Annotated in this window: 23 protein-coding genes; all 23 read right to left on the bottom strand. The window is 44.1% G+C overall.

Going from position 1 to position 24121, the window contains the following annotated elements; genetic code table 11:
- Positions 1-198: 198 nt before the first annotated feature.
- Entirely contained in the window at positions 199-1653 is a 1455-nt protein-coding gene (gene pelG / locus N780_RS15955; RefSeq protein WP_036786420.1) for an exopolysaccharide Pel transporter PelG, read from the bottom strand.
- On the bottom strand, positions 1634-3055 hold the full coding sequence (pelF, locus tag N780_RS15950; RefSeq protein ID WP_036786418.1) for a GT4 family glycosyltransferase PelF: 1422 nt from the start codon (positions 3053-3055) through the stop codon (positions 1634-1636). Before pelF ends, pelG begins: the two co-directional genes overlap by 20 nt.
- On the bottom strand, positions 3052-4887 hold the full coding sequence (locus N780_RS15945) for a DUF2194 domain-containing protein (RefSeq protein WP_036786416.1): 1836 nt from the start codon (positions 4885-4887) through the stop codon (positions 3052-3054). Before N780_RS15945 ends, pelF begins: the two co-directional genes overlap by 4 nt.
- Positions 4884-5813: a tetratricopeptide repeat protein gene (locus tag N780_RS15940; RefSeq protein WP_036786414.1), complete on the bottom strand. Its 930-nt coding sequence runs from the start codon at positions 5811-5813 to the stop codon at positions 4884-4886. Before N780_RS15940 ends, N780_RS15945 begins: the two co-directional genes overlap by 4 nt.
- The gene (locus N780_RS15935) at positions 5806-7041 is read right to left on the bottom strand and encodes a tunnelling fold family protein (protein WP_052115125.1); all 1236 of its coding nucleotides are present in this window, start codon (positions 7039-7041) and stop codon (positions 5806-5808) included. Before N780_RS15935 ends, N780_RS15940 begins: the two co-directional genes overlap by 8 nt.
- Positions 7042-7062: 21 nt before the next feature.
- On the bottom strand, positions 7063-8085 hold the full coding sequence (gene galE, locus N780_RS15930; protein WP_036786411.1) for a UDP-glucose 4-epimerase GalE: 1023 nt from the start codon (positions 8083-8085) through the stop codon (positions 7063-7065).
- Positions 8086-8284: 199 nt separating this feature from the next.
- Positions 8285-9115, bottom strand: a complete 831-nt coding sequence (locus tag N780_RS15925; RefSeq protein ID WP_036786409.1) for a glycoside hydrolase family 191 protein — start codon at positions 9113-9115, stop codon at positions 8285-8287.
- A 280-nt stretch (positions 9116-9395) separates the two neighbouring features.
- Positions 9396-9560: a hypothetical protein gene (locus tag N780_RS19965; protein WP_156969211.1), complete on the bottom strand. Its 165-nt coding sequence runs from the start codon at positions 9558-9560 to the stop codon at positions 9396-9398.
- A 296-nt stretch (positions 9561-9856) separates the two neighbouring features.
- Positions 9857-11137 carry a GntP family permease gene (locus N780_RS15920; protein ID WP_036786407.1) on the bottom strand — a complete coding sequence of 427 codons (1281 nt, stop codon included), beginning with the start codon at positions 11135-11137 and terminating at the stop codon, positions 9857-9859.
- A 42-nt stretch (positions 11138-11179) separates the two neighbouring features.
- Positions 11180-12355 (bottom strand): thiolase family protein, encoded by a 1176-nt coding sequence (locus N780_RS15915; protein WP_036786405.1) that lies wholly within the window; start codon positions 12353-12355, stop codon positions 11180-11182.
- 18 nt (positions 12356-12373) lie between these two features.
- Complete coding sequence (locus N780_RS15910) at positions 12374-13150, bottom strand: 3-hydroxybutyrate dehydrogenase (RefSeq protein WP_036786403.1); 777 nt, start codon at positions 13148-13150, stop codon at positions 12374-12376.
- Positions 13151-13168: 18 nt separating this feature from the next.
- Entirely contained in the window at positions 13169-13843 is a 675-nt protein-coding gene (locus N780_RS15905) for a CoA transferase subunit B (RefSeq protein ID WP_036786400.1), read from the bottom strand.
- A 15-nt stretch (positions 13844-13858) separates the two neighbouring features.
- Positions 13859-14554 (bottom strand): CoA transferase subunit A, encoded by a 696-nt coding sequence (locus N780_RS15900; protein ID WP_036786398.1) that lies wholly within the window; start codon positions 14552-14554, stop codon positions 13859-13861.
- A 217-nt stretch (positions 14555-14771) separates the two neighbouring features.
- A complete protein-coding gene (locus tag N780_RS15895; protein WP_036786396.1) occupies positions 14772-16136 on the bottom strand; it encodes a sigma-54 interaction domain-containing protein in 1365 nt (454 codons plus the stop codon).
- A 120-nt stretch (positions 16137-16256) separates the two neighbouring features.
- On the bottom strand, positions 16257-16412 hold the full coding sequence (locus N780_RS19960; protein WP_156969210.1) for a hypothetical protein: 156 nt from the start codon (positions 16410-16412) through the stop codon (positions 16257-16259).
- A 154-nt stretch (positions 16413-16566) separates the two neighbouring features.
- Positions 16567-16950: a hypothetical protein gene (locus N780_RS15890; protein WP_036786394.1), complete on the bottom strand. Its 384-nt coding sequence runs from the start codon at positions 16948-16950 to the stop codon at positions 16567-16569.
- 148 nt (positions 16951-17098) lie between these two features.
- Positions 17099-17287, bottom strand: coding sequence for a hypothetical protein (locus N780_RS15885; protein WP_036786392.1), 189 nt, complete (start codon positions 17285-17287; stop codon positions 17099-17101).
- A 17-nt stretch (positions 17288-17304) separates the two neighbouring features.
- Positions 17305-18267, bottom strand: a complete 963-nt coding sequence (locus tag N780_RS15880) for a sensor domain-containing diguanylate cyclase (protein ID WP_036786390.1) — start codon at positions 18265-18267, stop codon at positions 17305-17307.
- A 117-nt stretch (positions 18268-18384) separates the two neighbouring features.
- The gene (locus tag N780_RS15875; RefSeq protein WP_156969209.1) at positions 18385-18912 is read right to left on the bottom strand and encodes a hypothetical protein; all 528 of its coding nucleotides are present in this window, start codon (positions 18910-18912) and stop codon (positions 18385-18387) included.
- 182 nt (positions 18913-19094) lie between these two features.
- Positions 19095-20621, bottom strand: a complete 1527-nt coding sequence (gene hutH / locus N780_RS15870) for a histidine ammonia-lyase (protein WP_052115124.1) — start codon at positions 20619-20621, stop codon at positions 19095-19097.
- Between the two features lie 722 nt (positions 20622-21343).
- Complete coding sequence (gene hutP, locus N780_RS15860) at positions 21344-21784, bottom strand: histidine utilization transcription antiterminator HutP (protein WP_036786384.1); 441 nt, start codon at positions 21782-21784, stop codon at positions 21344-21346.
- 135 nt (positions 21785-21919) lie between these two features.
- Positions 21920-22792, bottom strand: coding sequence for a DMT family transporter (locus N780_RS15855; protein ID WP_036786382.1), 873 nt, complete (start codon positions 22790-22792; stop codon positions 21920-21922).
- A gap of 275 nt (positions 22793-23067) precedes the next feature.
- The gene (locus N780_RS15850; protein WP_036786380.1) at positions 23068-24111 is read right to left on the bottom strand and encodes a Gfo/Idh/MocA family protein; all 1044 of its coding nucleotides are present in this window, start codon (positions 24109-24111) and stop codon (positions 23068-23070) included.
- Positions 24112-24121 lie beyond the last annotated feature (10 nt).

The raw sequence follows: 24121 nt of genomic DNA, 5'->3' as shown, positions 1-24121 counted from the left end.
TGAGCCGATTTCTTTTAAACTTGAGTCATTTTGCAACGAACTTGAGTCAGTTCGCCCCAACTTGAGCCGGTCTCCCCGAACTTGAGTCACTCCGCCCCAACTTGAGCCACTCCTCCCCAAACTTGAGCCACTCCGCCCCAACTTGAGCCGGTCTCCCCAAACTCGAACCACTCCGCCCAAACTTAAGCCGCCCCCCACCTAAAAAACCCGAATCCGATTCAACCGCTCACCCAATCTCTCAAACCAGTCTCCTCCATCATGCTCTGCTGGTCTGCAAAAGGTGTAATAATCGACTTCGCGAAGGAAATAGATAAGACGGGCGCCTGCGAATAGGAAGGCTGAGGTCGAGCCTAATGCAAAGCCGACCCCATACCAGTCAATTCCTCCAGGTAGCAGGATCCAAGACAATAATCCATTCAGCGTGAAGAACAAGCCACTCGTCCATACCGCTCCTTTTTGATCATCGAAATACAACAGCAGTAACGTGATGACGAGAACCATGGCGTTTGAGAAGGCGCCAATGGTTGTGATCCGGAAGATTTCACCGATCTCACGGTCCATTCCTACCCAGGCTACGAACCAGGCTGAGAACAGGATAGCCAGGAACGAAACAACTCCTTGACTCCGCAGAAGCCGAGCCATCTCCTGGCGCAAAACGTGATTCATTTTATCTTTGGCTCGCTCTATTTGGTTATAGGTGCCACCTTGATTAACAAATCCATAAAAGGTTCGGTAGCGCTCGTAGAATCGTGTTTCCACGGACACAACGAAGATAATGAGTGTTGGAATAATCGTTAAATAAGACCAAAAGATCGCCGTATCATATAGACGGTTGGTCAGAAACGTTCCAGCAACAACCGTGCCGCCTTCTCCAAACCATATGACCCAGTTGCACACCCAGATTCCTGCGTTATACAAGAATCCAGCTCCAAATAAAGCAGGGAAACGATCATAGTACTCCAAGTATGAAAACTGATCCTCCCGATTTCGATTTGGAAAGGTAATAAGCATGGAGAATACCAATCCAAAGAGCGTCATCACCATGCCTAACGTAAACCCGAGAAGCATCAGAAGAGACATTGAAATGCGAAACGATTCGGGGACGAGTGGGATAAGCAGAATGGACAAAACGCCCACACCCCCACCAACTAAGAAACTGTAAGCTACCGCTTGGTAATACTTCGCTGCGCTTAAGAAAATGAACATGACCCAAATTAGGTTAAGGGTCATAAACAATGTTAAAAGAACAAGCTTATAACCTAAATGAAGAGGAGAGTAGAATACAAAAACTAGCCAGACGATTAGCGAGAAAAGGATCGTTATTTTGCTAACACCGAGGAAGGTTGGGAAGATGCGGTCGTACAATTTTTCATAAAATAAATCCGCGACGTATCGGGTGACGATTAGGTGTTGTATGCCTAGGATGACTTGTGAAAAGATAAAGCAATAAGCGACAGACAGTGTGAAGAGCTCTCGTTCTTCGAGGTCTATACCAGACACGAGGGAAGATAGCCATTGAATAAGCGTAATCGCCACAAGGACGATCAGCCATGGTCCAGAGGTGACCAGACCCGCAAAGGCATAGGCTTTAAATCTAGAAGAATAGTAATCTTCTTGAAAGAGTTTTTGTAGTTTAAATCCGATGCCCGCCATAAACGGTCCCTCCTGTTTGGTAGAGTTCTCGGTATTGATCAATCATATGATGATATTGATAAAAAGCTGCCACGCGTTTTTGTCCGTTTTCCCCGAAATGATTCCGTTCTTTTGGGTAATCCATAAGCCATTCGATCCTGTCTGCTACAAGATCAGGATGAACAGGGGGCACGACGAAACCGGCTGGACCAAATGGATCATCGTCCCTTCCATAGATGAGCTCAGAACACCCGCCAACATCTGTTACAACAAACGGCAACCCTGCTGACATCCCTTCTAAGACGGCTAGTGGCTGCCCTTCTGAGATACTTGTTAAGACCCCGATATCAAACGTTGGCAAGTAATCAGCAATATCAACTTTCCCCATAAGTTTCACCTTATTCTGAAGTCCATTTTGCTTAATTAAAATCTGGCACTTACTCGTGTATTCTTCGTCTTCGTCGAGAGGTCCCATTATGATCCATTCGAAATCTCGACCTCTTTGCTCTAAAATTTTGGCAGCCGTAATCATGGTTTTCACATCTTTTATAGGAACAATTCGAATAATCGCACCAATTCGAAACGGGCGCTCCGTTTCGTTACTAGGAAGTCGTGATAGCCTCTCATAATCCACTCCATTGGGAATAATAGCTACCTTCTCTGGATCCGCTCCGATTTCCAGTTGGTGATTCTGATTATTCTCAAACAACGTAAGGATTTGATCGGCCTCTTTGTATGCTTGCCTTGAGAGGTGATGGAAGAAATTAATCCAATGTTTCTTATAAAAAGACGGAATCCAGGACGCCTTCAAAATCTCTTCCTCCCGCTCACGGGAGTAGATTCCGTGTTCTGTTACGTAAAAGGGGATACGTTGACCCTTCGCCATATAAGCTCCGAGCAGACCTGCATAGCCCGTTGAAGCGCTATGGACGAGGTCAACCTCAGGAACTTCTTGTTGCAAAAGCCTGATAACGGGTTCAAACATCCCACGCCACATCCATAGAAAATCGATAAAGGATCCGTGGTGCGGTTCAAGGTGATAACTCTTTTTCACCATTTCATAGAACGCACGGCTCGTGAAGTAGCGGTCGCTTGAAGGAATAACCTCCCCCATCACGAACAAGGCATTCGTGTCAACTTCCTCAAACATCAACCATTTCTCAAGAGATTGAACGTCTCTGTCTTCTAAAACAAATCGCTTCTTGGAGCGCTTCTTCTGATCTTGATTCAGGATGAGGTTATGAAGACCTGTGACATTTGGGGGCAACCGATACTGCATGTCCTCTTCCGTGTAAGAAGAAGGATTAATGGATATGATATGAAATTCATGATGAGGCATTTGTCGAATGATCGTGTGCACCCAACTTGAAACCCCACCGCTTACATAAGGGTAACTGCCCTCAACAATTAGGCCGATTCTCATAAACCGCCCTCCTTTATCTCAAGCGTGACAGATGGTTTGCGAAGCGTGATCATATACAAGTTAGACGAATCCCCCATATCCTCTACTTTTCCAAACGAGAATTCTCCTGTCTCGAGGTGTTTTCCCACTTGAAGTCGAACAAGAGCAATGGACGGGTCTAACATGTGTTCACCAGAGATGGTGATTGTATCCTCCTTGTAGCGAACATCGATTGTAGATTGCTGATAGGTTACTAGCTTCTCCCTTGCTTGTTGTTGGGTGAGGCCTTCTAAATATGGAAAGTGAGTGGAGAGGAAAGTATACATCGCATCCAAATCTTCTCTCATCTCCTTCCAATCCCTCCCTCCTGCACGATCAGGATCCGTGCGGTCATCTGGATGAATAAAATGAGAGAATACTCCAAGGTTCGCCATCGCATCAGTCATTAAGAAGAAATCCTCCGCCGTATCCCCGTGACCACTCGCCGTCCTAGGAAAGTGATAAAGCTCAGGATATTTTTTATCAAACTCAAATTCCTGAATAAACGACTCTCCTCCTTTCTCTCCGTAATAAAGGGAAGCCACCACGTTCAAAGATGGTAGAGACTCTACGAGCGCGTCCAATCCTGTCGGGCCTAATATGTTTGAAGGAGGGACGTAAGATTGGAACTCTTTTTCAGGAAAATAATGATGAAAAAGTTCTTCCGTTTGCCTCAGCTTCTTCTTCATCATCGATTTTCGCTTCCATGGAACGTAATCATGCCCTTCATCAATAGGGATCTCATCTTCCCTGACCACAAGTGGCTGGTGATTGTATCCGTGCAGCGCAAGTTCCCCGCCTCCATTCAAAATCTGACGGCCGTAGTACACCATCGGAAATTCTCTTAATTCAATTAACTCTTCCGCCTCTAATCGTTGGCGCTTTTCATACGTACCGATGAGCGCTCCTGTATAAATAAGATCATAGTCATCTTGCAACTCCTGCATGCTTTTCCACCAAACGTTTTTCACAAATTCATCGTACTCCATATCTTCTACCGTTCTATCTTCAATTGGGGAAGGAAAGTCATCCAAGTAGCTAATCTTGATACCAGCCTGGTGCATGACAAAGGCAGGTGGTAATAGCGATAGAGACTGCAAGAGGAGGCCTCTAGCGCCTTTATCTTTTGTAATGGTCGTGTTCCAATACCCCACTTTCCCTTTCCCATAGTCGTATGTCCACATGACAGGGTGGTCATTCACCGATAGATAAAGTTCCGCTTCTTCTTTTAATGTAAGATCTAATAGACTATGAGAGAAAAGCTTCTGTTCCGGTGTTAGGTTGGGATAGCCTGGGAAAAGAGACCTTTCAAACGTCAGACCCTTTTGAGGAGCTTGGAGGAACCCGTTGGAGCTATCGATTCCTACAAGATCATTCCACTCCTGCCTCACTCCTCCATAGCGTAACGCCACCATTAGCCTTCCTCCACGGTTTACGAATGATTCGATTACCTCATAAGGCCATCCTCTCGCATGTTCTCCTGCTACGATTAAAATATGATGAGGGCTTGGTTCAAGGGAGGAGAGGTCTTCTTCTTTTATTGTCTGAAAAGGAACCTTCGCATATTGAAGCGCGTAGCGAAGGTTTTTGATTGCTGCCTTTGAGTCGACGCTGTCGTTCTCTAGCAGGCTAATCTGTAATGGTGTTCCTGGTTGTTCTGTCAGATCAGTGCTCATCGTAGGAAATCGTTGCTCTTCTTGATCAGATAGAGGAAACCATTTATAAACAGCCGTTACCCTCCCCCACTGCAAAACCGCAACGCATAGAAGTAAAATTAAAATAATCGCTGCAAGTGTAGAGTGAATATTTCTCACATCACTTTCCCTCCTAGTACCTGTAGAACAAATAAGTCATCTTCTGATAAGTCCTCTGGGTCAACATACTTCTCGCTCAACTGAATCACCTGCTTCATTCCAGACCAATTATGGTTTTCATAATAAGCCTTTAGAAGTTTCGTGTATCCTTTGGCATACGACGGGGAAAGTTCGATTAGCTGCTGGTAGTACAAAACAGCATCCTGATGATCCAAAAGGCGATTGCTACAATCTCCAAGCCCTTCATAAATCCAAGGTTCATCTGGGTATAAGAGCACGATAGAAAGTAAAAAACTTAACCACATTTCTTCTTTTTGCTTTCGTACAGCAGGAGAGAGCACCTCACTGTCAATCAAACGTGCGTACGCATGATGAAGACGCTTTAAGGATTCAAGATCGTTGGACTGGGCTTTCTCTTTCGCTAACGATAGTTCCCGTTCATGCTGATCAACGAGGGTATTCATTAATGTTGCCGAGTAATGAACGGTCTCATGATCTTCATTCAATAATCCCATCCACAAGTATTTGCCTTGATGACTGACCCCTTCTGAAATATATTGAAGAATTGAGTTTTTCCGATTGGCAAACGTCCCAAGCGTCAATGATTCTGACAAAGGCAGGAGATCGACACTCCTTTTGGCTTCATGTCGAATGGGTTCAAGATTTAAGACATCATAGGAAACGTATTCATCATAATCCTCAAAAATCTCTTCGCTTGTAAACCGCTTAGCTAAAAACCAAGTAAGGAGCCCTATCAGCTCTCCTAAGAGAGGCATGAAACAGCTAACTAATCCTACCCAAACCACCACAGCTTGCTCGTTTCCATCAAAACGATCTTTTAAGAGAATGAGCAGGACTAGCACGACTATGGCATGAAGGATAAAGAAAAGTACCCATACCCAAGGGGACAACATGAGGTCAAGCATCGTAGACGACCCCTTTCTGTCTTAACACCGTTTCAATACGTGGGAAGACGACTTCACGCGCAGCTGGCTCGGTACCCGGGAATAGGAACCACAATTCATTTTTACCCGCATCGTACCCTAGTCGATCGATTTCACGAATATGAGATCGAATCATCATTTCCGCTTCGATAATAGGAACATCAACCGTTGATTTCAGACGAATCTTTCCGATTAAATAGGGGAGGCCAAACTCTTTGGCTTTCTTTTCTTCCATCTCAATTAGCTCGTTAAAGAACTGCTTTTTATAGACACCTGTACCTGAGAACATCTTCGGCTTTTCTTTCTCCAGCTGTAGTGTATAGGCTTTTTGTAAGCGGCTTGACATCCAATCCAATACAAGGGAAAGAACTTGCATTTGATGAGCCGTAATGGAATGAAACTCTATGTCTTGTAATAGGACGATTTCTCTAATCTCCCCCTCAAACGTGAGCGGAGCCAGGAGTACAGGGGAATCTTCCGGGTCCTCTATATTTCGGATAGTTATTGTTCTCCCCTGAAACATACGCTTGTACATTGAGGAACGATCCTCAATTAAGATGGTTTGCCTTAGCTGATTCTCCTCATCGTGCTTTATAAGAAGACGAAGAGCACGCTGAGATTGGTCCACATGGTAAATCGCCATTTGTTTTGCTTTAAAGACTTCACGAAAAACGTTAAGGGCCTCACTTCGAATCAGCTCAGGGTGATCTTGATCAAGTGCGATACCTACCTGATAAATTCTTGATAAGGAATGGTCTGATTCCAATACCTTCGTTTGCAACATACGTTGCGTTTCTTCAAGTAAATCCACCGTCTCTTTTAAGTATTCATTCTCATCCTCTATTTCTTCTTTATGAAATTGAAGACTCTCGTACTTTTCTCTGTATGATGTGCTGAATAACCCCGCAATTAATGCAACATAGAGCAACCACATAAACGCTATGAGGGAGTCGGTCTCATAAAAGAGTAAAAGAACGTCTTCTCCAGAGAGCCAACTATAAAACAGTCGATATACCCCAAGTAATAAAAAGGCTAATAACCCTGTATTTACCCCGTACCGTAAAGCCGCCAGTAGTACAAAAAGAAGTAATATGCCAGGAATAGAGGAAACGATTTCTCCTCCTGTTACCAAGTCTATTAAAACGATCAGAGCAAAAACGCCTACTACTTCTACGATCTTCAACCATAAACGGTCTTGTCTGTAAAACATCCCCTCACCCCATATTCGTGATCAATTCTTCACGTAGCCTGCTGGATTACGATGTTGCCACCTCCATGCATCTCTGCACATGTCTTCTATCCCTTTTGTGGCCTTCCATCCTAACTCTCTCTCTGCTGCTCTTACATCTGCGTAGGAAACCGCCACATCACCCGGACGTCGATCGGTAATCGTAAAAGGAATTTTTGTTTCAGTGACGTGTTCAAACGTATGAAGAAGTTCCTTAACCGTGGTTCCTTCGCCAGTACCTAGGTTGTAAACCGCGACACTTGGCTCCATGCTATCTATCGCTTCAATTCCTTTCACGTGGCCCTTAGCAAGGTCTGTGATATGAACATAGTCTCGTATACATGTGCCGTCTCTAGTAGGATAGTCGTTACCGAATACTTGAAGCACAGGTAACTTCCCAATCGCCACTTCTGTCATGTAAGGCATAATGTTATTCGGTACACCAGTCGGGTTCTCGCCGATTAAACCACTAGGATGAGCACCAATTGGATTAAAATAGCGTAAGATTACGATTTTCATAGGAAAGTAGGAACGTTGAAAATCTCTCAGGATTTGTTCAGACATATGCTTGGTTCTGCCGTAAGGGTTTTCCGTTTGCACTGGATGCGTTTCTTTTATCGGGACGTGTTGAGGCGGCCCATATACCGTTGCAGAAGAACTAAATACAAGTCGATGAACGTGGTATTTCTGCATACATTCACATAAGTGGAGAAGCGAAGATAGGTTATTAAGGTAATATCGAAGTGGGTTGATTACCGAGTCTCCCACTGCTTTTAAGCCTGCCAGATGAATAACCGCATCAATAGAATATGTCAGAAAGACTTCATCAAGTGAACCGGAGTCCGTCATGTCGACTTCCATAAAATGAACTCGTTCCCCAGTAATAGATGCGATTCTGTCTAGTGCTTCTGGTGTACTATTGACGAAATTATCAATTACAACGACTCTAAAACCCGCTTCCACCAATTCCACACATACATGCGAACCAATAAACCCTGCACCACCTGTTACCAGTATCGTCTCCATTCTCGTTCACACCTTCTCTTATGAATTACCTGTTCTTAACTTGAGTATATGTTTTCATAGATTTACATAGGACTTAATTCTCAATTCCATTCATGTAAGACTATTGTATTACATACTTACAAAAATAGGTAGTTTCATTTGGCTCACTCTATATCTTTTAGGTTATATGTAAAAAAGCCCTCCTATATAATTAGGAAGGCTAGTAGGTCCACTGATTGTAATAGTTTGGTTCGTGAGTGTGAATAAAGCCGAACTCTCTTGCATAAGCGGTGCTTTTCTCTTCATTTTCGTAAGAGACGGTAAATACATCCACACCATAGCTTTCACGTAGCTCTATCAATTCATCAATACGATCCTGACTCCATGCATCCTGAACAACATTGTATTCGAACCTCTCCCACATGATTCCGTTCACATAGGGAGCAGAAACGTCAGCTAACGTACTGAACCCCCAGTTCTGAATAATTGGAATGGAACCATACTCCCGCCTGACAAACTTCAAAAATTCGACGTAAGCCTTTCGTTGCGCTTTTAACTCGTTTTTATCATGAGCGTGCTGATCGTCAATATCACCAACCGTATCCAGAAAGATGCCATCAAATCCTTTATCAATGACTTGAACTTTCATATCTTTTCTCAAGATAGATTGATAATGGGGCGAGGTCAGATCCATCAAATACGAATTCCATTTAGGAAAGAAGACCCTTTTACCGTCTCGATAAAAGAAATCCTCTGCTTTAAGCTGGTTCATCACTTCACGATTCCATTCATCAGCTTCCAATACATTGACGTAGCCCAGAACCATCGTCCCATTTTCTTGAATGCGAGAAACTTGCTCTTTTGTAACTTCACGTGGTTCTAAAATGACAAGATCATAGTGCTTCATGTCCCTTTCAATTTTCTCAGAAACCGTATCATAGTAGATTTGATAGGATGTTATGCCATCAAACGCACGAGAAGAAGCAGGGACAGAACTCGGAACAAGGAGTGAAAACACCACTCCTACAAGGGATAAGAGCACCTTTTTCACTTGCTTCCCCTCCAATAAGGATACGAGGAATGAGCAGACCAGCAACCACTACAGACCTACTTTCTCGTTGGCCATGTCTGAATGTCCTCGTTATTATTTCATTCATATCTTTTATCATACAAACTCTTAACACAAATTTCCAACTTCCAGCAAGCATTCGGACTGAGCTTGAGCTGTTTTCTCTTCAACTTGAGCCAGTTCTTCACCTTTATGAGCCGTTTCTGGCTGACTTGAGCTTTCTCTTGTATGACTTGAGCCGTTATTTTGAGCTCTTGAGCCGTTATTTTTCAAACTTAAGCCGGTTTGCTACGAACTTGAGCCGTCGCAACCAAACTTGAGCCGCCCCGCGCGTACTTGAGCCGCTAAGCCCCCACTTGAGCCACACTTCAAAGCCCTGCCAGATAACCAGCGGGGCTTGAGCCGTTTTTTCTTCAACTTGAGCCATTTATCCTTCTTTTTGAGCCATTATCGGGTGACATGAGCCGTTACGCTCTTACTTGAGCCGTTATTTTTCACTCTTGAGCCGGTATCTTTCAAACTTAAGCCATTCCAGGCCTAACTTGAGCCGTCTTCAGCGAACTTAAGCCGCTCCGACCCAACTTGAGCCACTCCACTCCCCCCGCCCCCACTCTCACACAGCACAGCACTAAAGGGTGTCAGACACCCTTCACCCCTTTACAGCACAAAACACAAAAAAGACAGGTCCACCCCTGAAAGTGGTAACCTGTCTTTGTTTATTCTTTATAAAATCCCCATTGCTGCAAGGGCGATAACGGCTACGACAGATAGAATCGGAATGACAATCGCAACTACGAAAATATCTTTATAGCTATCTTTGTGCGTCATGCCTGTAATCGCGAACAATGTAAGTACCGCTCCGTTATGCGGAAGTGCATCTAATCCTCCGGATGAGAGCGAGGCAATCCGGTGAAAGGCTTCTGGACTTACGCCTGTGTTCATCGCAATCTCGTAATACTTATCACCGAGAGCTTCTAACGCGATTCCCATACCACCTGAGGCGGAACCGGTTGCACCGGCTAGAATGTTAACCGAAATCGCTTCAGAGATAAGCGGGTGGCCTTTTACGCCCATTAACAGTTCTGTTAAACGGTCAAATCCTGGCACAGCTTTTACCACAGTACCGAAACCTACAGCCGCACTTGTGTTAATGATCGCAAGGACCGATCCGCTCGCTCCTGCGTTAATCGCACCAACGAATCGCTTAACTTTCGATACATTCAAAATCATAATAAGTAAAATACCAATAATTAATGCCACAATAACATCTAACTCAAATAGATTCAATGTAATCAATACGGTTAATAAAGGAAGAAACGATAGCGTCCAGTGAGGAATCACAACGTCCTCCTCTTCCTTTTGTTCTTTCGGTTCTGTAAAGGTTTCCCCTTTTTCCGTCAGCTTCTTCTCTTGTCTGCGCAGGTAGAAGTAACCTCCGCCTGCCATGATGATCGCTGCAATGATTCCCATCACGGGCGCAGCCATGGCATCTGTCTTATAATACTCCATCGGAATCAGGTTTTGAATCTGAGGTGAACCCGGTAACGCCGTCATCGTAAACGTGAACGCCCCTAAGGCCACAGTCGCAGGAATTAACTTCCGACTAATATTCGCTTCGCGGAATAAAGATAAAGCTAACGGATAAACCGCAAACACCACAACGAACAAACTCACCCCGCCGTAGGTTAATACAGCCGCAGACGCTAACACACCAAGGATCGCGCGCTGTGATCCGATTACTTTTGTCATGGCAACGGCTACGGATCGGGCCATTCCTGTCTCTTCCATCAACTTCCCGAAAATCGCACCCAACATAAAGACTGGGAACCAGCTCTTCGCGAAGTTAACGAACCCTCCCATATATGTATCTTTGTAGGCTTCTAATACATCAAGGCCTCCTGTTATAGCAACCACACCTGCCGCAATAGGTGCTACCCATAGGATGGACCACCCTATGTAGGCAAGCACCATTAAAACGACAAGCCCTAAGAAAATCCCAAGCATACTACATCCTCCAATATCAATCTAAGATCGTTCTCGTGCTAGTTAGACTTCCACGACCATCGCAATGCCCTGGCCCCCACCAATGCATAGTGATGCGACTCCGTACCGCTCATTTCGTCGTTTCAGTTCTTTCATTAATGTATATAAAACACGCGTCCCACTTGCCCCAACCGGGTGACCAAGTGCAATCGCACCACCATTTACGTTCACCTTATCTCGGTCAAGTCCAAGCTCTTTCTCCACCGCAATATACTGAGAAGCAAACGCCTCATTGACTTCAATCAGGCTCATGTCATCTAAGCTCAGGGATGCTTTCTCAAGCGCCTTTCGAATGGCTGGTGCAGGACCAATTCCCATAATGGAAGGATCAACGCCAGCTACTGCCCAGGACACAATACGACCAAGTGGCTTCAGACCCCTTGACTCAACAAACGATTCACCAGCAAGTACAACTGCACCTGCTCCGTCGTTAATGCCGCTCGCGTTCCCGCCTGTTACGGAACCATCTTTCTTAAAGGCAGGCTTCAGGCCAGACAGTTTCTCAGCCGTTGTATCTTCACGGATATGCTCATCTGTATCAACGACTTGTGTCCCTTTTCGTGTCTTCAACTCGACCGGAACAATCTCTTCTGCAAATTTCCCTGACTCTCGTGCTGCCGCAGCACTTTGGTGACTACGAGCAGCATACGCGTCCTGCTCCTCACGAGACACCTCATATTGATCGGCCAGGTTCTCACCAGTCATACCCATGCCTGCACCAATATATTCGTCAGTCAGTGCCGCCCAAAGCATGTCATCAAGCTTCGGTGCACCTAACTTCGTTCCAAACCGACTCCCATGTAAAGCATAAGGCGCAAGACTCATACTGTCTACCCCGCCAGCCAATGCTGCTTGTCCTTCTCCAAGCTGAATCGACTGGGCAGCTGAAATGACAGATTGTAACCCAGACCCACACAAACGGTTCACCGCAAGGGCTGGACTCTCATATGGAAGCCCTGCTTGAAGAGCGATATGTCGAGCTAGGTATGGAGCGTTTTTCGCTGAATGGATGACATTCCCCATAACGGAAAAATCAAGATCCTCTGCTCGAATCCCACTACGCTCAATCGCCCCCTTACTCGCTGTAACACCAAGCTGAGTTGGGTCTACATCTTTTAATACCCCGCCAAAACTTCCAAAAGGCGTACGAGCCCCCTCTAAAATATATACATTCTCCATTGTCTCCACTCCCATCCATTATTGTGCCGTATATCCGCCGTCCATTACAACAGCCTGACCGGTTACCCCTTTTGCCGCATCACTTGCCAGAAACGCTGTATAGTCAGCTATTTCTTTCACCGAAAGCAGGCGCTTTTGCGGCACAAGCGGATAAATGACTTCTTCTAATACCTTCTCAAGGGAAACGTCCCTGGTTTTTGCTAAATCTTCTAACTGTCCGCGAACAAGCGGCGTATCCACATACCCAGGACAAATCGCATTGACCGTAACGCCATGTTCCGCCCCTTCTAGAGCTGACACTTTCGTCAGTCCAATCACACCGTGCTTCGAGCTGTTATAAGCGGCTTTTCCTGCAAAACCAATCAGCCCATTAATAGAAGCCATATTAATAATGCGACCGAATCCTTGCTCTTTCATAATCGGAAACGCATGCTTCGTTGCCATAAATGGTGCTGTGAGCATCACTTTGACCATGAACTCAAACTTCTCTGTCGGGAACTCTTCAATCGGCGACACGTGTTGAAGACCAGCATTGTTAATTAAAACATCGAGTCGGCCGTAATGCTCTACGGCCTGATCGATTGCCCCTTTTAACTCTTCTTCATTCGTAACGTCACATCTCACACCCATGCATTCATAACCTTTTGAAGTCAGATCACGCGTAACGTCCTGAACTTTCTCTTCATTAATATCACTGAATACGACCTTTGCCCCTTTTTCAGCAAAATCAACACCGATTTCATATCCAATGCCACTTGCTGAACCTGTGATGAGTACGACTTTATTTTCTACCATTCTCGTGATCCTCCTAGCTTAGTACGCAGTTTCTAATAGATTTGGGCTTACTTTAAGTTCGGCTTCTGTGGATTCTTTAATCTCTTCAACCGTCCAGCCATCAGCAAGTTCAACCAGTTCCAACCCTTGATCTGTTACATCAATGACCGCACGTTCTGTAATGATACGATCGACAACGCCTTTCCCTGTTAGAGGAAGGCTGCACTGTTTTAAAATTTTAGGCTCCCCGTGCTTGTTCACATGGTCCATAATGATAACGATCTTCTTCGCACCGTGTACAATATCCATCGCACCACCCATGCCTTTAATCATCTTGCCTGGAATCATCCAGTTTGCGAGATCACCTGTTTCAGAGACTTCCATTCCACCTAAGATAGCGAGATCCAGATGCTCACCGCGGATCATGCCGAAGGACTCCGCACTGTCACAATACGCGCTTCCAACTGCCGCCGTAACGGTTTCTTTACCTGCGTTAATAAGGTCCGGATCCACTTCATCTTCATATGGGTAACGTCCAATTCCAAGTAGACCGTTTTCCGATTGAAGCACCATTTCTTTATTCTCTGAAATATAGTTGGCTACCATTGTCGGCATGCCAATCCCTAAATTGACGTAGTAACCGCTTTCAATTTCTTTCTCAGCTCTACGCGCAATTTTCTCACGCTGTGCTGCTTTATCTAATTGTTTAGCCACAATAATTCCTCCCTTTTAAGCATTTGCGTTTGTCGTTAATCGTTCAATGCGCTTCTCCTGCTGCCCTTCAATCAGTCCCTGAACATACACGCCTGCTGTATGTACGTGATCTGGATCGATGGCACCTGGTTCAACGAGCTTCTCCACTTCAGCAATCGTCACTTTCCCGGCTGCTGCCATCATCGGGTTGAAGTTACGCGCCGTTTTGTTATACACAAGGTTCCCAAGTCGGTCACCTTTTGCCGCACGAACTAAACTGAAATCCGCTTTCAGTGCATGTTGAAGTAAGTATTCCTTCCCGTCAAATGTACGCACTTCTTGCCCCTCTGCAATCGGTGTACCCACTCCTGCTGGTGTATAGAACGCAGGGATTCCAGCGCCACCTGCACGGATTCGCTCAGCCAGTGTTCCTTGTGGCACTAGCTCTACTTCTAATTCCCCTTCAATAACCTGACGCTCAAATTCTTTATTCTCCCCCACATAAGAGCCGATCATTTTATCAATCTGCTTATTCTGAAGCAGTAAGCCTAGTCCCCAATCGTCAACACCACAGTTATTTGAGATAACGGTTAAGTGTTTCACATTCGACTCGACTAACGCTAATATTAAATTCTCCGGAATTCCAACAAGACCAAAGCCACCTACCATAATCGTGTCATGATCCTTAATGTCTTTCACTGCTTCTTGGAACGATGTATACATTTCTTTCATCATTTCCCACTCCCTTCACCCTATTTATATGCAAAAAACATGCCAACTTTCGAAATCCTGCTACAATGCTAGTTAAAGCGCACTTCCTATTTAAGCTATTCCAGAATTTCAGAATACTTCCACATAATATATCAAAACATTTTGTAAGCCCTTACATAACGCAACTAAAAAAGCCATTCCATATTCTCGGAATGGCTTTCCACGGTTACGGAATGACTCATAAGCCGTATTTCTTCACTTTTTCATAGAGAGAGGATTTTCCGATTCCAAGCGTCTCGGCAGCCTTCACTTTATCTCCGTCCGCATGACCCATCGCTTCTTCAATCGCCTGCTTCTCTGCTTCTTCAAGACTTTCCTTTAACGTACGCCCAGCCGTATAACCACTTGATGTCGTACGAATCGAAGAGGGAAGATCCTCTAGACCAATCGATTCAGAGCGAGTTAAATGCACGGCGGATTCAATGGCATTCTCTAATTCTCGCACGTTCCCTGGCCAGGAATAACGCTTGAAGGCTTCATGCACAGCCGGGTCAAAATCCTCCACCCGTTTCCCGATCTTATCCGTCACTTTATGAAGGAGAGACCTTGCTAGTACTTCAATATCCTCTTTTCGCTCCCTCAGCGCTGGCACATGAAACTGAACGACATTAATGCGGTAAAATAAATCTTCACGAAAGCGCTGGTCCTGAATTAATTCTTCTAATGGCTGATGAGTAGAAGCAATGATGCGGACATTGACTTTCTGAGGATGCGTTGCACCAATCGCTTCCACCTCCCCTTCCTGTAACACCCTTAGTATTTTCACCTGAGCATGGAGTGGCATGTCACCAATTTCATCTAAGAAAAGCGTGCCCCCATCCGCAAGCTGAAACTTGCCTGGTTTCCCGCCTTTTTTTGCCCCCGTAAAAGCTCCTTCCTGATAGCCAAATAACTCTGACTCGAGAAGGTCTTCTGGAATCGCGGCACAGTTTACTTTGACAAAAGGTTTATTGCTTCGCTCACTTAGATGATGAATGCTATGAGCAAAAAGCTCTTTCCCTGTTCCACTTTCTCCACGAAGCAGTACAGACACATCACTCGGTGCCACTTGTTTGATCTTGTCTTTTAACACGTCAACTTCTTGTGACTGGCTAATGATGTGATGCAAAGCGTAAGTCGCTCCTGTTTGTTCCCTGCGCTGTGAGCGGTATGCTTTCAACTCAAGAAGCAAATCACGTATGTGACTGTTCATCTTCAGCCACTCTTCCGTATCACGGAACAAAACCATCCCGAAGGCCCCAACGACTTTTCCCTCTGAGCGCAGAGGAATACGATTTGCGATCATATAATTCCCTCTAATGTATTGAAGATCGGCCATCTCTTCTTTCCCCGTCTCCACAACGAGGTGCATACGCGTGTTCTCAATGACCTCCGTTACATGCTTCCCAATCGCTTGCCTCTTATCAACGTTCAGAAATTGGCAATAGCTTTCATTTATATATGATACAAGCCCTTCATGATCGACAACAACGATGCAAAAGTTCCCATTTTCAAAGAACGTGTCGAACACATCTTGCTTGTGATTATCTCTGATCGATTCCACTAGACCCCACTCCTTGTCGCCACAATATGATAACGATTTCATGCCTTTCTATTAGTCTATCATGATGAGTGAAATGCGGCATAGTCTAAGGCGAAAAGAAGCGAGAATTAAGATTTGTTTTTAAATAATCTTATCCACAAGAAAAGCTACTCCTGGAATGCCTATAAATAAAATAACTCCACTCAAACAACCAATGACAGCACAACCGTCTGCGATGGAGGTCATACATGAAGCAAAGGGATTTTCCTTTTCAGATTTCTTATTCTCATCCACCACCTGGATCCCTCCTCTGATCCTCGCTTCTAGATGTAACCTTAACGATCATAGAAAAATTCTAACCATTAAAAGCACGATATATAAAAAAAGCAGCTCAATTCATTGGGTACACGTATGTTTTATACCTCAATAATTGAACTACTTATTCGTTCTTTTATAATGGAAATCCTCTGAAGTCATACGTGTCTTCTAGCACATTCAATTCGACTTCTTCCCCATCAGCGTTAGTAAAGGTGATCGTTTCTTCACCTGTCCACTCAACAGGAATGTCTTCCTTCATCCAGATGACGTTTCGAACAAACGTGTCTCCTTCATACAAAGCTCCAATGTAGGTCAGCTTTTCACTCGTTGGTGCCCCATCCTTCTCTAAAATTCTTATGGTTAAGTTCCCCTCATCTGCTTGGTACTCAGCCACTTTCTCCAAGTGATCAATCGGCATATCATCAAATCCAAAAGGACCACGGAACATGACAGCAAATGTATAGAGTCCAAGTAGTAGTAAAGGGATTAGTACAAGAATCGTTATATATTTCTTCAAAGCTCTACTCCTCCAATGCCTTTCTATCCGCCTCTATTTTATCACGTTTTATTATAAAAGCGTAAGCGCCCGTTTAGCAACGTATAGACTGGACTGAGCCGGAGAAGAGATCTAGGAAACAAAATAACTGGTTAAACATTATGTAACTTTAATTTTCATAAAGTTTCTGAATTCCAAGGTTAAGAATCAAACCTATTGCACTTGTCATATTGAGTATCACAGACATAATGATTAATACCCAATGCAGTGGTTCTGGTAACTGTGCATTTTGACTAACCGTTAACGCTCCAAGACCAATTAACAGCATCGATATGAGTAAAGGTACGTTTTTTACCAAAAATAATCCTCCTTCAGTTAGGAATACGTATAAACATCTTTTTTAGAACGTTTATGTTGGTACATTCTTTGATCAGCTTCGATAAACAGACTCTCCATTTTGCCTGTTGAATGGGTTTTGAACGCATACCCCATAGATAACGACAAGCGAGAATTTGGATAACACTCATTGTGATCATCAACGTGCTTTTGGATCTGATTAAAAACAGACTCGACTTCTTCTAGTGTGGTGTCAGTCAGCAAAATGGTAAATTCATCTCCACCAACCCTTGATACAGCCGCATTTAGAGGAGTAGATTCAAGGAATACTTCAGCAGCCTTCTGAATGTAGGAATCCCCATGCTTATGGCCATACTGGTCATTCATATCCTTCAGTTTGTCTAAGTCACATAAAATCATCCCAACTGCACAATTGATCTCTTGATCATACTTCTCCATCAATTGGTCAAAGTAATCCCGATTATAGAGGCCTGTCAAAGCATCATGGGTGCTTCGATATTCTAAGTTTTGCTGTAGTTGAACTTTTTCATCAATATTGCGCAGAATACCATGTAGCTCAACCAAATCTCCGTCCTCATTATAGATAGGCGAAGCATACTCCTCAAACCATCGGTATTCCCCTAGCCGATTGCGCCAACGTTGAATAAACGGTTTTGAATAATCAAGCTGATCTGTGATCTTCTTTTCTAACGTGTCTAAATCATCTGGGTGAATGAGTTTTAAAGGGAGATAAGGATCTTCTAATGACTCTTCTACAATTCCCTTGCCTAAATAAGAATCAAGGGCTGGACTGATGTATATGTGTTTTTGTTCCGGTTGAAGTTGAACAATGTAAATAATGTCTCTTGAATTTTCAACAAGTTGATAGATTTGCTTTTCCTTTTCATTCTTTTCTTTCCAACGATGTTTGACATAAGAGGTATACATACTAAATAAGAAAAGTCCGACGGCAAGTCCTGTTAAAAAATAGAATGTATCCATCGTATAACCCCTAGCTTTTTGAATATCCTCTTATTTTACTATAAAAGCAGAGACTTTTGGCCCATTCGACAGAAAATTCTATTATATTTTTATACACTATCGCCCTACTTGAGTAGCCTAATGTTCATTACGAATCGGAACATACGCTCCAATCTCCTGTTTTAAACGGGGGATGTCTTCTTGATGAAGTTCACCATAATAGATACGGGCAATGCGCACATTTTCCTGATAAAACGACAAATGCTTCCGGGTTTCCACCACTCGTAACAAGTAACGAAGATCAACGACTTTTCGGTTCAAGACTGGGCTACGAGTAATATAAAGGACTCCATTTTTAAAACGGACATAATCTTCTTTATTATTACGATTCTGAGCTATCGCAACGGAAAATCCGATTATGGCTTGGGTTCCTTTAAGCAGAATATCCTCGTTGAAGAACAGAACAAAATAAAGGTTCAAAAAGCCATAGATCCCCATTATTAAATCAGGCGAACTCCACCATTTACCTTCTTTTGCAGGAAAACGTACCACATCCTGAGCGACCTCTTCCCCCACCATCTCTCTTGATTTCCCTTTATCTAAAAATCGTTTGAGGATCACAGAAGATAGAACAGCTAAAACAATGGATAGAATGAACCAAGCCACCTCCAAAAGACCCCTCCTTCCCAAATTTTCACGTACCATAGTTTACCAAAACCCTACTAACATTTTAAGGAATTTTTCATCTCCTTTAAATGAATTAAAATAAAAAGCAGCCCTTGCTAAGGACTGCTTACATCATTAATGAAAAAGAATACCCTACAAGCTCTCCTTCCATTCTCCGTCTCTTATCCTTTGTTTGGAAACAAGTCGTTTCTCACAAGCTCCCATTCAAAAGATGCTCGCTCAAGCCACCCAGTTAACGCTTCAATATCACGGGCAAATACCCGATCTTCTTTAATGGAAGCAACCTCTTCCCTCGCCTCTTGATATAATTCTTGTATCGCTTTAGATGCTTTATTAATCCCTCTGTACTCTAAAGCCTGAAGTGCACAGATGAGCTCAATTGCTAGCACTTTCTCTGCATTAAGGATGATTTGATAAGCGTGCCGTGCTCCAATCGTGCCCATACTCACGTGGTCCTCTTGATTTGCAGAAGAGGGGATCGAATCCACGCTTGCAGGGTGAGCAAGCGTCTTGTTTTCTGATACGAGAGAGGCTGCCGTATACTGTAAAATCATCGCACCAGACTGCAGACCAGGGTCAGGACTTAAAAATCCGGGCAAATCATTAAGCTGCGGATTGACGAGGCGCTCGATTCTACGCTCTGATATATTCGCAAGTTCCGCTACCGCAATCTTCATAAAATCCATCGCCAAAGCAATTGGCTGACCGTGAAAGTTCCCCCCTGATACAACGGTTGCCCCGTCGTCTAAAATAAGCGGGTTATCGGTTGCTGCATTCATTTCAATCTCGAGCTTTTCTTTTATATAAGCCAAGCTTTGCCGTGATGCTCCATGAACTTGCGGAATGCAGCGGAGGGAGTATGCATCTTGAACACGCTTCTCCCCTTGTCGTGTGATCAGTGTACTTCCATTTGTAATGGCACGAATTCGTTCTGCCACCTGTATTTGCTCAGGGTACCCCCGGGCTTCATGAATGGCCGGGTGAAATGCGTCGATAATGCCCTCAAGTCCTTCTAGCGTCATCGATGCAATCCAATCACACTGTTCAATCAGTCGCTCCGCTTTTAAATAATTCAAAACCCCCATCGCCGTCATGGCTTGTGTTCCGTTTATGAGCGCTAACCCCTCTTTCGCTTTTAACTCAAGAGGCTCCAACCCCTTCTCTACATATACTTCACCCGTCGATTTCGTATCATCTCCATCATAGACCTCCCCCTCTCCCACAAGTACAAGAGCAAGATGAGACAAAGGCGCAAGATCACCAGAAGCACCTAGCGAACCTTGCGAAGGGATCACAGGAATAATGTCCATATTTACCATGTCCCTTAACCGTTCAACAAGACAAGGACGAACGCCTGACACCCCTTTTAACAAAGCATTTAACCGCAATACTACCATCGCTTTACTAACCAGCTTTGGAAAAGGCTCACCCACACCACACGCATGCGATCGGATTAAGTGAAGCTGCAATGTATTCACATCTTTCTCATGAATCCGCACATCACTAAACTTCCCAAACCCGGTATTAATTCCATAAACCGTCTTGCCATCCGCCACAATCTTCTCCACCACCGCACGGCTCTTTTTAACGTTCTCTAAACTTTCCGGAGCAATTTGAATCCTCTCTCCGTGGAAGCATATATCTCGCATATCTTTTAAAGTTAAAGTTGACCCTGTTAATTCAATCATGCTGATCGACTCCTTTCTTTTGATTGATTTTGTCTTATTTCTATTTGAGGCTGTTGTCTGGGGCGGGGAACTGGCTCATGTTTTTCAAAAACCGGCTCAAGTAAGAGCGAGTGGAGCTGGCTAGGGCGAGAACTGGCTCATGTTAGGCATAAGTGACTCATGTCTAACTCAAAGAGGCTCATGTTTTCTTGAAACTGGCTCAAGTCTTGAAAAAAGCGGCTCTACTTGGCCGGGATCGGCTCAAGTTCAAGGTTTGTGGCTCAAGACCGCTCATTCTGGCTCAAGTTTTTCAAAAACCGGCTCAAGCACGAGCTACCGCATCTGGCCAGGGCGAGAACTGGCTCATGTTAGGCATAAGTGACTCATGTCTACCTCGAAGCGGCTCATGTTTTCTTGAAACTGGCTCAAGACGTGAAAAAAGCGGCTCTACTTGACCGCGATCGGCTCAAGTTCAAGGTTTGTGGCTCAAGACCGCTCGTTCTGGCTCATGTTTTTCAAAAACCGGCTCAAGCACGAGCTAGCGCATCTGGCCAGGGCGAGAACTGGCTCATGTTAGGCATAAGCGACTCATGTCTACCTCGAAACGGCTCATGTTTTCCGAAAACCGGCTCAAGCCCTGCAAAACCTCTCCATACTTAACCATTTTCCAAACAAAAAGAGGCGACAATGGCATAGAAATACCATTGTCGCCTCCTCATAACTAATGACTATAGGCAACGCATTTATCCAATATGATTAATACCAAGGCCAAATGCTTCGTGCTCGAGCCCTTTTACAGGTGCGCCGATTGTACCGTAAAAGGCAACTGCAATCCATTCGCCTTCTTCTAAATCTTCATAAGGAGAGCCTCTTACGATGGCGAACTTCAATCCGACTGTTCGCATCATATCTCCTGCTCCAATTTGTCCGCGCATGACTCCATTTAGAGCTTCTAGAATCGCATGATAAAGAGCGTGGGTCTCGCGGTAAACGTCCTCTACTATAATATGATTTCGTTTCGCTGCTGTTTCCACGGCAGCGATAATTTTTTGCATATTCATGGAGCCGGCTTTCCCTGTGCAATAATCGACATCTTTTAACTGATCAGAGAATGGCTCGAGTTCTTCTTCTGTCATGGAGGATACCAATAAAGCTAACTTCCCAATTGGAATCTTTGGACTCATTCACTTCACCTAAATTCCCTGTAAACTAAAACGATTGACTACTAGCTACCTTAAATTGTAAGCGTTTACCGAACATTCTGTCAATCTGTTTTCAGTCTATGCTTCGCCCTCTCATTCCATAACGGCAACCTTTTTCTAGGAAGACTGTTTCACACTTAAGACAGTAATCGTGGCTAAAATCAGCCCCATTCCTGCATACTGCATGAGCGTTAAGCTATTTCCAAGTAGCATGATTCCGAATAAAGAGGCTGTGACTGGTTCCACCATGGCGATGATCGAAGCTGTAGAGGGAGCTGTTCGTTTAACTCCGCGTACATAAAGGATAAAGGATAGTCCAGCGCCAATAATCCCTAACACAATAAACCATCCGATATCATTTGAGCTCACGACTGAAATGGCCTCACCAAAGTTGATCCGTAGCAACATGACAAGAATAAAGGCGAAGAACGCGATGGTTAATGTAGCTTGAGGGCTGCCTAATTTAGCGGCTTTCTTAAACCCAAATATAAAGAAGGCGTAAGAAATCCCCGCACCAAGACCAGCAACTATCCCCATAAACGAAACTTCCGTCCCTGAGCTGTAAGCCCCTGTTAATAAGATCACTCCAACTAGAACAAACGCTATACTTGCCCATTTAAATAGTGAAGATCGTTCAATTCCCAGTAAAAAGGAAACAAGCAACACAAAGATTGGTGCTGTATACATTAACGTCGCTGCTATCGGGATGCCAGCTGACTCAATAGCTAGGAAGTAGAACGTGAAATTCCCCGCTACGCCTATTCCAGCCAATGCTGCCCATGAGTAGAAATGAGGATTATTATTTTTTATCTTAATTTTTTTGCGTCTAAATAAGTACCAACATGTAAAGAAAATAAACCCGACAAACCCTCGATAAAAGGCAATTGTCGCAGGCCCCCAGCCTTTGTTCATTAATATATCTCCAACACCACCTGTAATCCCCCACAAAACCGCTGAAGTGAGAACAAATAGTATCCCAGTATAATTCATCTTGTCCCCTCCTTTTCCTCATTCTTTTTATAGTCCTTGTAAAAAATCGCCTTTAGAGTATCCTAAAATTACCTATTCTGTCGTATGTTCAAAGGTATTTTCTACAATTCCATCTTTTTTGGAATTTAAAACCTCTTTCTTTTTATAGAGAAAAAAAAGATGCTATATCGCCTCATTTAATTATGTTAGTACATCAATTAATCTTTTCAGAAAGAGATGTTAAGGAACATAAGAACATAAAAAAAAGCGCTTGTGCCGAAGCACAAACACTTTTTTTATACCTTAACAGCCTCTCCTGTTGAAGCAGATTCGTATAATGCCTCCACGATCCTTTGAACAAGGGTTCCTTGGTCAGGGAGAGAAATGGGTTCTTCTCCTTTCAAGATACAATCAAGGAAATGATGCACTTGTTTCTGATGGGCATTACTCTCTTTCAAATAAGCAGGCTTAAAATCAAGAAGCGTCCCGTGCTTCTCCTGATACATATTCAGCGGGAACACGTCAGCTCCGCCCTCATCCCCCATTACTTTCAGAACCCTCGCATCTTTCTCTGCAATGTTGGCCGCAAATGAGGATTCAAATAAGAGGGAGGCACCGTTTTGGAATGTAATCATGCCGCGAGCCATGTCTTCAACTGAGAAATTCTCATGATCCCACTCGCCAAGTAGCCCAACGCCTGGACGTTTCCCAATCTTATCGTACGTAACGCCGAGCACGGTTTTCGGCTCAGGATATCCCATCAAATAAAGAGCCGCATCTAGCATATGAATCCCATTGTCGATTAACGTTCCTCCACCTTGAAGTTCTTTATTCGTAAAAACGCCCCAGCCTGGAATACCGCGCCTTCTGTTCCATTTGGCTTCAGCTGCGTAGATCTCTCCCATTTCACCTTCATCTGCAAAACGCTTCACCGCTTCTACTTCAGAACGAAATCGAAAGTGGAATCCGTACATGAGATGCTTCCCTGTCTGATTCGCCACTTCTTCCATTCTTTCTGCATCACTCGCTGAAATCGCCGGTGGCTTCTCACATAGAACGTGGCATCCTGACTGCATCGAGTCGATCGCTTGCTCAGCGTGAAACGCGTTCGGTGTACAAATACTAACGGCGTCTAGCTCCATTTCACGAAGCATGTCCCTGTAGTCTTCGTATGCATGGTGAATCGAGAATTCATGCGCACAGTCCTCAGCCTTATCTTTATTGTGATTCGCTACCGCAACGACTTCTACCCCATCGCTGTAGTTTTGATAATTTGGAATATGAGCACTTCTGGCAATGCCACCTGCGCCAATGATCCCGACTCTAAGTTTTCTATTCATATTTTTCTCC

The sequence above is a fragment of the Pontibacillus chungwhensis BH030062 genome (assembly GCF_000770675.1).
In the GTDB taxonomy this organism is placed as follows: Bacteria; Bacillota; Bacilli; order Bacillales; family BH030062; genus Pontibacillus; species Pontibacillus chungwhensis.
The sequence above is the reverse complement of the archived record's forward strand: the minus strand, read 5'-3'. Positions and strand labels throughout refer to the sequence as shown.